Source organism: Limnohabitans sp. Rim28 (genome assembly GCF_000293865.2).
Taxonomy (GTDB): domain Bacteria; phylum Pseudomonadota; class Gammaproteobacteria; order Burkholderiales; family Burkholderiaceae_C; genus Limnohabitans_A.
Genome location: NZ_ALKN02000008.1, coordinates 25,882 through 37,557, shown reverse-complemented (window position 1 = coordinate 37,557; position 11,676 = coordinate 25,882). Strand labels below are relative to the sequence as shown.

At 60.5% G+C, this 11,676-nt stretch carries 13 protein-coding genes; 7 read left to right on the top strand and 6 right to left on the bottom strand.

Features of this window, described 5'->3' with window-relative positions; all coding sequences use genetic code 11:
- Positions 1-5: 5 nt before the first annotated feature.
- Entirely contained in the window at positions 6-638 is a 633-nt protein-coding gene (locus B472_RS10355) for a cytochrome c (protein ID WP_019426313.1), read from the bottom strand.
- Positions 639-725: 87 nt separating this feature from the next.
- Here B472_RS10355 and yihA point away from each other — a divergent pair, with 87 nt between their 5' ends.
- Together yihA and B472_RS10345 are read left to right on the top strand one after the other, a co-directional pair.
- Entirely contained in the window at positions 726-1,505 is a 780-nt protein-coding gene (gene yihA, locus B472_RS10350; protein WP_026039425.1) for a ribosome biogenesis GTP-binding protein YihA/YsxC, read from the top strand.
- 49 nt (positions 1,506-1,554) lie between these two features.
- The gene (locus tag B472_RS10345; RefSeq protein WP_238147431.1) at positions 1,555-2,562 is read left to right on the top strand and encodes an alpha/beta fold hydrolase; all 1,008 of its coding nucleotides are present in this window, start codon (positions 1,555-1,557) and stop codon (positions 2,560-2,562) included.
- 13 nt (positions 2,563-2,575) lie between these two features.
- Here the strand turns inward: B472_RS10345 and B472_RS10340 are convergent, their stop codons facing one another.
- Positions 2,576-3,436 (bottom strand): lipid A biosynthesis acyltransferase, encoded by an 861-nt coding sequence (locus B472_RS10340; RefSeq protein ID WP_238147430.1) that lies wholly within the window; start codon positions 3,434-3,436, stop codon positions 2,576-2,578.
- A complete protein-coding gene (locus B472_RS10335; protein WP_026039423.1) occupies positions 3,436-4,266 on the bottom strand; it encodes a lysophospholipid acyltransferase family protein in 831 nt (276 codons plus the stop codon). Before B472_RS10335 ends, B472_RS10340 begins: the two co-directional genes overlap by 1 nt.
- A 180-nt stretch (positions 4,267-4,446) precedes the next feature.
- On the opposite strand from B472_RS10335, the gene B472_RS10330 reads away from it, so the two are divergent.
- From B472_RS10330 to B472_RS10310, 5 genes are all read left to right on the top strand, one after another.
- Positions 4,447-5,028 (top strand): helix-turn-helix domain-containing protein, encoded by a 582-nt coding sequence (locus B472_RS10330; protein WP_133176085.1) that lies wholly within the window; start codon positions 4,447-4,449, stop codon positions 5,026-5,028.
- Between the two features lie 164 nt (positions 5,029-5,192).
- Positions 5,193-5,480 (top strand): co-chaperone GroES, encoded by a 288-nt coding sequence (gene groES / locus B472_RS10325; protein ID WP_019426307.1) that lies wholly within the window; start codon positions 5,193-5,195, stop codon positions 5,478-5,480.
- 25 nt (positions 5,481-5,505) lie between these two features.
- Entirely contained in the window at positions 5,506-7,158 is a 1,653-nt protein-coding gene (gene groL / locus B472_RS10320; RefSeq protein ID WP_019426306.1) for a chaperonin GroEL, read from the top strand.
- Between the two features lie 129 nt (positions 7,159-7,287).
- Complete coding sequence (locus B472_RS10315) at positions 7,288-7,659, top strand: hypothetical protein (RefSeq protein ID WP_133176084.1); 372 nt, start codon at positions 7,288-7,290, stop codon at positions 7,657-7,659.
- Between the two features lie 92 nt (positions 7,660-7,751).
- Complete coding sequence (locus B472_RS10310) at positions 7,752-8,744, top strand: cupredoxin family protein (RefSeq protein ID WP_050995431.1); 993 nt, start codon at positions 7,752-7,754, stop codon at positions 8,742-8,744.
- A gap of 38 nt (positions 8,745-8,782) precedes the next feature.
- Here B472_RS10310 and B472_RS10305 read toward each other — a convergent pair whose 3' ends face one another.
- From B472_RS10305 to tal, 3 genes are read right to left on the bottom strand one after another with little or no spacing between them, the layout of a single operon-like run.
- The gene (locus tag B472_RS10305) at positions 8,783-9,124 is read right to left on the bottom strand and encodes a DnaJ domain-containing protein (RefSeq protein ID WP_019426303.1); all 342 of its coding nucleotides are present in this window, start codon (positions 9,122-9,124) and stop codon (positions 8,783-8,785) included.
- 58 nt (positions 9,125-9,182) lie between these two features.
- Positions 9,183-10,718: a glucose-6-phosphate isomerase gene (gene pgi, locus B472_RS10300; RefSeq protein WP_019426302.1), complete on the bottom strand. Its 1,536-nt coding sequence runs from the start codon at positions 10,716-10,718 to the stop codon at positions 9,183-9,185.
- 3 nt (positions 10,719-10,721) lie between these two features.
- Complete coding sequence (gene tal, locus B472_RS10295; protein WP_026039422.1) at positions 10,722-11,669, bottom strand: transaldolase; 948 nt, start codon at positions 11,667-11,669, stop codon at positions 10,722-10,724.
- Between the last annotated feature and the right edge of the window lie 7 nt (positions 11,670-11,676).

The window sequence follows — 11,676 nt, the reverse complement described above, 5'->3', positions numbered from 1 at the left end:
CAAGTTCAGCGAAGACCCGCGATGTAATCCGAGACGGCCTTGATTTCACGGTCGTTCATCTTGGCCGCCACTTGGGTCATTTGCAGGTTGTTCTTGCGAACACCTTCACGGAACTGGGTGAGCTGAGTGGCGGTGTACTCGGCGTGCTGACCCGCCAAGCGAGGGTACTGTGCAGGCATGCCCGCACCGTTGGGCGAATGGCAGCTCACGCAGGCAGCGATCTGACGGTCTGGAATGCCGCCGCGGTAAATGCGCTCACCCCAAGCCACGGTGTCTTTGGCGTTGGCAAAACCGGGCTTGGCTTGCTTGGAGGCCAGCCAAAAAGCGATGTTGCGCATGTCGTCATCGCTGAGCGCTGCGACCATGCCGCTCATCACGGCGTTGGCGCGCTTGCCCGATTTGTACTCTTGCAATTGCTTGAGCAAATATTCGGGGTGCTGTTGGGCCAACTTGGGGTTGGACGGTGTGCTGGAATTGCCATCTGCAGCGTGACAAGCCACACAGGCTTGGCTGAAAATGGCTTCGCCTTTGGCCAAGTCGGGCTTGGCAGCCTTGGCAGCAGGGCCAGCGGCCAGGGCAGAACCGGCCACCAAGGCGGCCGACAGGGCGGTGACAAAGAGAGAGAAAATCGACTTCATGGCGTGGTCCAAGAGTTGGCGCAAAACCCAAGGATTCTACAATGAGGTCTGCGTCAGTTTCCTGACGACCCAAGGTATCCCTGATTTATGAGCTCCCGCCCCCATGTTCGCGTTCCAGCAAGTCCTACAAAAGTCCCCAAAGCCACTGCGGCCGTGACTTCTGAGATTCGGAATAACCCCGCAGCTGTCACGCCCATGGGCTGGATGCACACCGCCCGCTTTTTGACCACCGCCGCGCAACTGCACCATCTGCCCGCGATGGACACACCAGAAATCGCCTTTGTAGGCCGCTCCAATGCCGGCAAATCCACCTGCATCAACACGCTGACGCAAAAAAAGCAACTGGCCTTTGCCTCCAAAAAGCCCGGCCGAACCCAGCACATCAACCTGTTCGCTTTGGGCAAACAAGGCATCACCGACGCCGTTCTGGCCGATTTGCCCGGCTACGGCTATGCCGCTGTGGCCAAAATGGACAAACTGCGCTGGCAGCAAGTCATGGCCAACTATTTGGTCAGCCGCGAAAACTTGACCGGCATCGTCATGATGTGTGACCCGCGCCACGGCCTGACAGAGCTCGACGACATCCTGCTGGAGGTGATCCGCCCCCGCGTCGAAGAGGGCCTGAAATTCCTGATCATCTTGACCAAAGCCGACAAACTCACCCGGGCCGAACAAGCCAAGGCCTTGTCGATTGCGCGACTGCAAGCCGGTGGCGGTGAAGTCAAACTCTTTTCGGCCCTGAAAAAACAAGGCGTGGACGACGTGGCGCAACTGCTGTGGGACTGGACCCACCCGGCCAACGGTGCAGTGGCTGCGCCCCCAACGGCCGAGCCACCCGAGCCAGAACCCGAAGCCCTGGACGAGTGAGCCCACGCTGCTGAGCGCCATGGTCCCCGCCTCAATGGAGTGATCCGCCGTGTCCCCAGTTTCAACTGCTCACCCTGACATCCAGACTTGGCAACAAACCCTGCCCCACGGGATCACTCTGAGTTGCCGGGCCTGCGGTGAGCCAGGCCGCCCCGTGCTGCTGTTTTTGCACGGCTTTCCAGAAGGCGCCTGGGTTTGGGACCCCTTGCTGCAGTTTTTTTCAAAACCAGAAAACGGCGGTTACCGCTGCGTGGCGCCCAACCTGCGCGGCTACGAACGCTCCAGCGCCCCAGAGGACGTGAAAGCCTACCGCGCCAAACACTTGGTGCAAGACATCGTGGCACTGATCGACACCGAATGCCAAACGCCGGATGGCCGTGCGCCACTGGCTGCCCTGGTTGCGCACGATTGGGGCGGTGCCGTCGCCTGGAGCCTCGCCAACCAGCACCCGTCGGTCCTTCAAAAACTGGTCATCATCAACTCGCCTCACCCCGGCCCCTTTTTGCAAGCCTTGCAAAACGACCCCGCGCAAATCACGGCCAGCGCCTACATGAACTTTTTGGTCCAGTCCGATGCGGCGGCCCAATTGGCCGCGCATGACTTTGAACGCCTGTTTGGTTTTTTGACCGGACACGACGCCTCGCTCCAATCACTCACCCGGCATCCTTCGGCCTGGGGCACTGACACCGACGCCCCCAACAACACGACCGCACACTGGCTGACGCCCGCAGTCAAAGCGCGCTACCGCAGCGTCTGGCAGCACGGCCTGCAAGGCGGCCTGAATTACTACCGCGCATCGCCCCTGCGACCCGCAAGCGCCACAGACCCGGGCGCCAGCGCTGTGCAAATCCCGCCTGAAGCGCTGCGCATCGAGGTGCCCACCCTGGTGCTTTGGGCGCAAGACGATGTGGCCCTGCTGCCCTGCTTGACCGAAGGCTTGGACGCTCACATCGCCGATCTGAAACTCGTACCCATTGCCCAGGCCACGCACTGGGTGGTTCACGAACAGCCCCAGCGGGTGATCCGTGAAATCGCTGCTTTTTTAAAAGCGCCTTGAGCCCCAGGCCCCTTCAATAAAAGCCCGGCTCCCCCTCAGGGCGGGTTTTGAAACGCTTGTGCACCCAGTAATACTGCTCGGGCATGGACTCAATCACGGCTTGTAAAGCACGGTTCATCTGGGCGGTGTCTGCCAGCGCATCGGCTGTTGGGAAATCTGGCCACACAGGCCCCACTTCCAAGCAATACCCCTGCGGCGTCAACCGGGTGGCCACCGTCAACACCCGGGCACGCCCCAAACGCGCAAAACGCGACAAAGACGGCACCGTGGCCGACTGCACGCCGTAAAAAGGCACAAAAACGGAGTCCTCACGGCCGAAATCCATATCCGGCAAGAGGTACAGCTTGTCACCCTCTCGCAGACCCGAGACGATTTGCTTGACCCCTTGTTGCCTGTAAAACAACTTGATGCGCCCCGAACGGTTACGCCCTTGGCGCACCCACTCGTCCAAAGCCGGGTTGCGCTGCCGCGTGTAAATGCTGGCCATGGACACGCCCTGCATCATGGTCAATACGGTCCCGCCTGCGTCCATGCCCACAAAATGCGGGGCCAGCATCACCACGGGCTCGGGCCCCTGCAAGGGGCTGACATCGCCCTTGACCGACAAACGCCTGCGCAACACATCCACAGCGCCATGCCAAAGCCACGAACGGTCCAGCAAGGACTGCATCAGCACCACAAAATGACGCCTGGCCCTGTGTCCACGCTGCGCTGCGCTCAGATGTGGAAAACACAAGCCCAGATTGACCTGAACAATGTGCCGCCTTGAATGGGCCAAGGCAAACAACAGGTGCCCCAACAACCAACCCAAAGCCCGCAAAAGCGGCAAAGGCCAAAGCGCCAAAAAGCGCATGAGAAGTGGAACCCAACGCATCATGAATCCTGGCGCGGGGCCTTGTAACGGGCATAGCCCCACAAATACTGTTGCGGGCAGGCCAACACCATGGCCTCCATGGCTTGGTTGATCTGCACCACCGCCGTGTCCAAATCAGACGACAAACCGTGGCCCAGGGTGCGGGTGTGCAAACGATAACCTCGCCCCCAAGACAAACGCTCGCCCCAAATCAGGACCACCCGGGCACCGGTTTGCAAAGCCAACCGGGCGGCCAAGGTCATGGTGTAGGCCGGTTTTCCAAAAAAAGGGGCCCATTGCCCCATGCCCTCAGGCGGCACTTGGTCAGGCAACAAACCCACCGCTTCGCCAGCCCGCAAAGCCTTGATCATCTGCCGCACGCCTGCCAAGGTGGTGGGCACGGCCTGCAAACCCGGCCGATTGCGGGCCAAAGCCATGACCTCATTCAAGGCCGCATAGCGCGCGGGGCGGTACAACACCGTCAATTGGCCGTGTTGGGCACCAAATCGGAGTGCCAAAGCCTGCGCCGTGATTTCAAAACAGCCCATGTGCGGCGTCAAAAACAGCACCCCCTGCCCGTGTGCATAGGCCTCAGCTGCAGCGCGCTCATCGGCCCACAGCAAACGTGGCGTGCGCCCCAGCCACAAACGCGGCAACTCGGCTGTCATGCGGCCCGCCTGCCCCACAGCCCCCAGCACAGTTCGCCAGCCCAAACCCGCCAGCTGGGCGTTGTCCAAAAAACGGCGCCGGTAGGTTCCCGAAAAAATCCAGGCCAGCCAACCGCCCACCCACCCCAGGGCATGCAGGGCCCAAAGAGGCCAATGAGAGAAAAAACGAAACCAACGCAGCATGGGGGTGATTTTGCCTTGAACCGACGCCCCACCCAGAACGGCTCCGCGCAAACGCTTTACCTGTTTTCCCCCGCCTGAATACCGGTTCTAGGCCACACCTTGCCCACCCGGGCGGGCCTACCATTCAAAAAGGCCAAACAACCCAATTCGGACGAAGCCCACAACCCAGGGAACCAGCCCATGACAACAAGCCAAAACACACAAAACTACTTCAGCACGAGCCAAGCCGCCAAAGTGCTCGGCCTGTCGGTCGGCACCGTCCAGCGCATGGTCCAAAACGGCGTCTTCAAAGCCTTTGTCACCCACGGTGGCCACCGCCGCATTCTGTCCACCTCCTTGAACGACTATTGCCAAAAGCAGGGCGTCAGCACCAGTGGCCTGGTGCCTGCGCACCCCGTCGCCCAAATTTATGTGCTGCACGACGGCGCACACATGACGCCGGCCCTCAGCGATCTCAGTGCATGGTCCTGCGTCACCGTCATGACCCACCCGCTGGATTTGATGGACATGGGCCAAGAGCTGGCGGTGTTGTTTGTAGACGCCCGCATGGCTTGGTTGCACACCTCACCCGCGCATCTGCACAACGCCCGGATGCAAAACACCCACATCATTCTCTACAACAGCCAACATTTGCCCGCCAACAGCCTGTTCACCGAGCGCCAGAACCTGCACCTCTTTGCGGGGGACATCAGCACCGATTTGGTGGACGGCTACCTGCTGTGCCTGCAGCAACAGCAGCCCGAAACCACCCGTTGCCACTGAAAACCCTCAACTTGTTTGCGACCGAAGTCTTGAAACGACCCAAAAAGCCCTTATCATTAGCACTCGATGGGGATGAGTGCTAACAATCACACACCCTTCAGATTTCAGCAGCACCCATCCAGGTGCTTTTGTTTTTCAACCCTTGTTTCAATTCAGGAGATTCCATGAAACTGCGTCCATTGGGCGATCGCGTGATCGTCAAACGTATCGAAAGCGAAACCAAAACAGCCTCGGGCATCGTGATCCCCGATTCGGCTGCAGAAAAGCCCGATCAAGGTGAAGTCCTGGCCGTTGGCCCCGGCAAAACCAATGACAAAGGCGAGACCAAAGCCCTGAGCGTCAAAGTCGGCGACCGCGTGTTGTTCGGCAAGTACAGCGGCCAGACCGTCAAGGTCGGTGGCGACGAGCTGTTGGTCATGAAAGAAGAAGACCTGTTCGCGGTCGTCGAGTAATTAACTTAATTCAGGAGCTATAAAAATGGCAGCAAAAGACGTAATTTTCGGCGGCGAAGCCCGCGCACGCATGGTTGAAGGCGTGAACATTTTGGCCAACGCGGTCAAAGTGACTCTGGGCCCTAAAGGCCGTAACGTGGTTCTGGAGCGCTCTTTCGGCGCCCCCACCGTGACCAAGGACGGTGTGTCCGTGGCCAAGGAAATCGAACTCAAAGACAAGTTGCAAAACATGGGCGCGCAGATGGTCAAGGAAGTCGCTTCCAAGACTTCTGACAACGCTGGCGACGGCACCACCACTGCGACCGTGCTGGCTCAAGCCATCGTGCGCGAAGGCATGAAGTACGTGGCCGCTGGCATGAACCCGATGGACCTGAAGCGCGGCATCGACAAAGCCGTGACTGCTTTGATCGAAGAGCTGAAGAAGGCCACCAAGGCCACCACCACCACCAAAGAAATCGCCCAAGTCGGTTCGATCTCTGCCAACAGCGACCACAGCATCGGCGACATCATCGCCAAGGCCATGGACAAAGTGGGCAAAGAAGGCGTGATCACCGTGGAAGACGGCAAGTCTTTGGACAACGAACTCGACATCGTCGAAGGCATGCAGTTTGACCGCGGCTACCTGTCGCCTTACTTCATCAACAACCCCGAAAAGCAAGCCGCTTTGCTGGACAACCCCTTCGTCTTGTTGTTCGACAAGAAGATCAGCAACATCCGCGATCTGCTGCCTACATTGGAAGCCGTGGCCAAAGCCGGCCGTCCTTTGTTGATCATTGCCGAAGAAGTCGAAGGCGAAGCCTTGGCCACTTTGGTGGTCAACACCATCCGTGGCATCTTGAAGGTTGTCGCTGTCAAGGCCCCTGGCTTTGGTGACCGTCGCAAAGCCATGTTGGAAGACATCGCCATCCTGACCGGCGGCAAAGTGATCGCCGAAGAAGTGGGCCTGACCCTCGAAAAAGTGACTTTGGCCGATCTGGGCCAAGCCAAGCGCATCGAAGTGGGCAAGGAAAACACCATCATCATCGACGGCGCTGGCGCTGCGATCGACATCGAAGCCCGCGTCAAGCAAGTGCGCGTGCAGATCGAAGAAGCCACGTCAGACTACGACCGCGAGAAGCTGCAAGAGCGCGTGGCCAAGTTGGCTGGCGGTGTGGCCGTGATCAAGGTCGGCGCTGCCACCGAAGTCGAAATGAAAGAGAAAAAAGCCCGCGTGGAAGACGCCCTGCACGCCACGCGCGCTGCTGTGGAAGAAGGCATCGTGGCTGGCGGCGGCGTGGCTTTGCTGCGCGCACGTCAGGCTGCTGGCACCATCAAAGGCGACAACGCTGACCAAGACGCCGGCATCAAGCTGGTGTTGAAAGCCATCGAAGCGCCTCTGCGCGAAATCGTGTACAACGCCGGCGGCGAGCCATCGGTGGTCGTTAACGCCGTCATGGCTGGCAAAGGCAACTTTGGCTTCAACGCGGCCAACGACACCTATGGCGACATGATCGAAATGGGCATCTTGGACCCCACCAAAGTCACCCGCACGGCTTTGCAAAACGCAGCGTCTGTGGCCTCTTTGATGTTGACCACCGAGTGCATGATCTCCGAAGCCCCGAAGGACGAGTCCGGCGCTGGCGGCGGCGGCATGCCTGACATGGGCGGCATGGGTGGCATGGGCGGCATGGGCATGTAAATGCCCCGCTGTCTGGAGGGAGGGTTTGCGCCCTCAACCAGCCCACACCAAAGCCCCGCAAGGTGAAAGCCTTGCGGGGCTTTTTTGCATCTGCACGGTGAATTTCGCTTGTGCCTATAAGATGTGTGCATGCGTTCTTGTTCATGGTGCTGGATGGGTTTGTGGCTGCTCAAGTTGAGCCTGGCTTTGGCCATGGGCTTGACCGCCTTCGCTTCGCCCGGATGGGCCAAGCCAGAGGGCACCGCCCCACAACAAGAACAGCACCACGGTGCCCATGCCCAGCACCACATGGCTGCTGATGACGCCGACAACACCCATGACAGCATGCCCGACAGCACCCACTGCACCGCGCACGCCGACTGTCACCACTGCTGTCCATTGGCGTGGGGCCACTGGGCGGGCATCAACCTGCAAGCCGCACCCACCCAGCAACCCGTGCGACAAACAGCAGGCTGGCACAGCACCAGCTGGTTGCCCGCGCTGCGCCCCCCGAACGCCTAAGGCCTGCTTGCTTCACAGGTTCCGCGCTGGCTTTGGCCGTGTGCGGCAGACGTTTTTCAGTCGCGGGCACAGCCCCGCGCGGGGATACACACATGACTTCAAATTTTCAACAACACCACGGCGCGATGCTGCTCAAGTACTCGGGCATCAGCTTCATTTCGGGGGCCGTCAACCACGGCTTTTTCAGCGGCGAACGCTCTTTGTGGACCGCCTTGGTCGGCATGGTTTTGTTTGTGCTGGGCGCTTGGCTCGAACACCGCTGGCAACCCGCCGACAGCGATACGCCGCCGTCGGGCCTGATGAAGACGCTGGCCATCGGCAGTTTGCTGTCGATCGGGCTGGGCTTTTTCACCGGCGGCTTGCAGCATTTCCCGGATTCGCCCGAGCGCAGCGCGTGGGTGGTGCCGCTGGGCTTTTTAGTGTCGGTACTGGCCCTGGGCCTGACTGCGCCACGCGACTGGACGCGAGCGGCCAGCGTTTACGTGTTGGTGCTGGGCACACTGACGACGGTCGGCAGTTGGGGCGCCTGGCAGTGGCTCAAACACCACCCCGAATGGGCAGCCACCGGGCACAGCCACGGCCACGGCGACACCTCCGCACACGGCCATGCAAGCAATGACACAAACAGCGCCGATCCCGTCGCCCAGGTGGTCAGCCGCAGCATCGACGTGCGCATGGATGACAGCATGCGCTTCACCCCCAGCCAAATCAAGGTGCAAGCGGGTGAAACCATCCGTTTTGTGGTGCACAACGCCGGCAAAGTCGAGCATGAGATGGTGTTAGGCCACGACGAAGCCATCCGTGAACATGCCCAAGCCATGAAGCGCGATGCCGCCCAAGGCAAAGCACATGGTGCAGACCACGCCCACGGCACCGGTGCGGCCATCACGGTGGCGGCTGGGCAAACGGGTGAGTTGGTGGTGACTTTCCCCAAAGCCGCGACCCTGCAGATGGCTTGTCTGATCCCGGGCCACTACGAAGCCGGCATGAGGGGCTCACTGACTGTGGGCCCGCCCTCTGCAGGCGCCGCTGCTTCGCCAGTTTCGGCACCCGCGGCAGATGCGCATCAAAACCACCGGCACTGAGGGGCGTTGCGGTGTGAGCGGTCGCAGCTGCACGGCCTTCAAAGAAAGGCGTGCAAGCGGCCGCGTTGGTCGTAGGTGGTCAAAAACGGCCTAGCCTGACCCACGCGAGCGCTCGTTGTGGCGGCGTGCAGCACAGGCGCCAAACGTGGGGCGGGCAACACACGGCAACTGGCGTCATAGGCGCGTCGACGATCGGCTTGACCCAGCACATCGTAAGCATGGTTGATGCGGGCCATTTTGGCGGCCATCAGCGCACTGGCACCTGTTTGACGGTCTGGGTGGTAACGCCGGGCCAAGGCCCGATAGGCTGCACGGATCACCTCAGGCTCAGCCTGGGGCGTGACGCCGAGTTCGGCATAAAGGTCCATGTGGTCTTGCATGGACGAATCATACAATATGAATACCTTTAAACTAAATAAAAATGAAAAATTAATGTTATTAAAGTGTTAATACCTTCAGCAAAGCCGCCGTCGAGGCATCCAGCCCCACCCCATCGCCTGTCCGCATGCGAGACCGGATGTCTTGGGCCAACACCTTGCCCAGCTCCACGCCCCACTGGTCAAAGCTGTTGATGCCCCAGACCGCGCCACTCACAAACACACGGTGTTCTTGCAGCGCGATCAGCGCGCCCAAACTGGCCGGTGCCAGTTCATCGAGCCACAAAAATGTGCTGGGCCGGTTGCCCTTGAAATGCTTGTGCCCGCCTTCATCGGCTTTGCCCAGCATCAGGGCCTGCGCTTGGGCGATGGCATTGGCCAACAGCAGTTCATGGTGCTCGGCCAAGTGGTGCGAGGGCTTTTTGACCGCAATGATTTCCAGCGGCACCACATCGGTGCCCTGGTGCAGCATCTGAAAGTACGCGTGTTGGCCGTTGGTACCTGGCTCGCCCCACAGCACAGGCGAGGTGCCATAAGTCAGCGGCTGGCCGTGACGGTCCACCTGCTTGCCGTTGCTTTCCATTTCAAGCTGCTGCAAAAAAGCCGGCCAGCGGCGCAATGCACTGTGGTACGGCGCGATCGAGCGGCTGGTGCAGTTCAAAAAGTTGCGGTACCAAACATCGAGCAAACCCAAACGCACGGGCAAGTTTTGCGCCAAAGGCGCTGCCAGGAAATGCTGGTCCATCGCGTGCGCACCGGCCAGCAAATCCCTGAAACCCTGGGCCCCAATGGCGATCGCCACCGGCAGGCCAATCGCCGACCACACCGAATAGCGGCCACCCACCCAGTCCCAAAAACCAAAGGTGGTGGTGATGCCAAAGTCCGCCGCCGCGGCCACATTGCTGGTCAGGGCCACAAAATGGCGGGCCACATGGGCGCCACCCTGCGCCCGGAACCAAGCCAGCGCCGAGCGGGCGTTGACCATGGTGTCCAAGGTCGTAAAGCTTTTGGACGCCACCACAAACAGCGTGGTTTCAGGTTTCAAAGGGGCCAGCACCGCGCTCAACTCGTGGCCGTCTACATTCGACACAAAATGAAAACGCTTGCCAGGCATCACGAAGTCTTGCAAGGCCAGCACCACCATTTGCGGCCCCAGGTCCGAGCCACCAATGCCAATGTTCACCACATCGGTGATCTGCGCATCGGCCCGGATGGTTTCGGCGTAGGCCAGCATGGGCTGGAGCGTGGCGTGCACCTGCGCCAGCGGCCCGGCCAAATCACCACCCAAGGAACCCTCAGGCTGGCGCAGCAGCCAATGCATCACCGCGCGGTCTTCGGTGGTGTTGATGGGCTCGCCCCGGAACATGGCATCGCGGTGCGCGGCCACACCGGTCTGCTCGGCCAAGTCTTGCAACAGGGCTTCGGTGGCAGTGTCCACAAGGTTTTTGGACAAGTCGGCAAACACATGGGGGGCGTTCTGGCTCAGCGTCTCGGCACGGCTGGGGTCTTGCGCAAAAGCAGTGCGCAAATCAAAACCCGTGGCCTGGGCCGCGTGGGCCGTCAGGGCCTTCCAAGCCGGAGTTTGGTCACAACGCATGCATCAAACTTTCTTCATCAATTCTTCGAGCTTGACCGCATCGGCGCAAAACGCCCGGATGCCCTCGGCCAGCTTTTCGGTGGCCATGGCGTCTTCATTCAAGGCCAGGCGGAAAGCGGCTTCGTCATAGGCCACGGCAGGCAAGTCCATGCTGTGGGCGGCTTGGGCATCGAGGGCCTTGCCCAAAGGCGCATCGCTGGCGGCCAGCTGCGCCAGCAACTCGGGGCTGATGGTCAGCAAATCGCAGCCCGCCAGCGCGGTGATCTGCCCGATGTTGCGGAACGACGCGCCCATGACTTCTGTGGCGATGCCGTGTTTTTTGTAGTGGTTGAAGATGGCCCGCACCGACTGCACGCCGGGATCGTTCGCGCCCGACATGGCCGCTTCGTCCCAAGCTGCGCCTGCGCTTTTTTTGGTCCAATCGTAAATACGGCCCACAAAGGGCGAGATGAGCTGCACCTTGGCCTGGCCACACGCCACCGCCTGGCAAAAGGCAAACAGCAGCGTCAGGTTGCATCGAATGCCCTCACGCTGCAGCTCGGCGGCCGCCTGGATGCCTTCCCAGGTGGATGCGATCTTGATCAGCACCCGCTGGCGATCCATGCCCTGCGCCTCATAGAGCGCCATGATGCGGCGCGCGCGGGCCACGGTGGCAGCGCTGTCAAAACTCAGCCGCGCATCCACTTCGGTCGACACTCGGCCCGGAATGGTCTTCAAGATTTCGCATCCAAAACGCACCAGCAAGTGGTCCATCACCACGTCCAGCGGCTGACCCCGATGGGCGGCCACAGCTTCTGTGAGCAAGGGCGCGTATTCGGACTTTTGCACCGCCTTCAAGATCAAAGACGGATTGGTCGTTGCGTCTTGCGGCTGGAACTGGGCCAACTGCTTGAAATCGCCGGTATCGGCCACCACCGTGGTGAATTGTTTGAGGGCGTCGAGTTGGTTCATGGTCATT

Coding starts and splice junctions, on each gene's coding strand:
- B472_RS10355 (WP_019426313.1), bottom strand. CDS start 638: ATGAAGTCGATTTTCTCTCTCTTTGTCACCGCCCTGTCGGCCGCCTTG.
- yihA (WP_026039425.1), top strand. CDS start 726: ATGAGCTCCCGCCCCCATGTTCGCGTTCCAGCAAGTCCTACAAAAGTC.
- B472_RS10340 (WP_238147430.1), bottom strand. CDS start 3,436: ATGCGTTGGGTTCCACTTCTCATGCGCTTTTTGGCGCTTTGGCCTTTG.
- B472_RS10335 (WP_026039423.1), bottom strand. CDS start 4,266: ATGCTGCGTTGGTTTCGTTTTTTCTCTCATTGGCCTCTTTGGGCCCTG.
- B472_RS10330 (WP_133176085.1), top strand. CDS start 4,447: ATGACAACAAGCCAAAACACACAAAACTACTTCAGCACGAGCCAAGCC.
- groES (WP_019426307.1), top strand. CDS start 5,193: ATGAAACTGCGTCCATTGGGCGATCGCGTGATCGTCAAACGTATCGAA.
- groL (WP_019426306.1), top strand. CDS start 5,506: ATGGCAGCAAAAGACGTAATTTTCGGCGGCGAAGCCCGCGCACGCATG.
- B472_RS10315 (WP_133176084.1), top strand. CDS start 7,288: ATGCGTTCTTGTTCATGGTGCTGGATGGGTTTGTGGCTGCTCAAGTTG.
- B472_RS10310 (WP_050995431.1), top strand. CDS start 7,752: ATGACTTCAAATTTTCAACAACACCACGGCGCGATGCTGCTCAAGTAC.
- B472_RS10305 (WP_019426303.1), bottom strand. CDS start 9,124: ATGCAAGACCACATGGACCTTTATGCCGAACTCGGCGTCACGCCCCAG.
- pgi (WP_019426302.1), bottom strand. CDS start 10,718: ATGCGTTGTGACCAAACTCCGGCTTGGAAGGCCCTGACGGCCCACGCG.
- tal (WP_026039422.1), bottom strand. CDS start 11,669: ATGAACCAACTCGACGCCCTCAAACAATTCACCACGGTGGTGGCCGAT.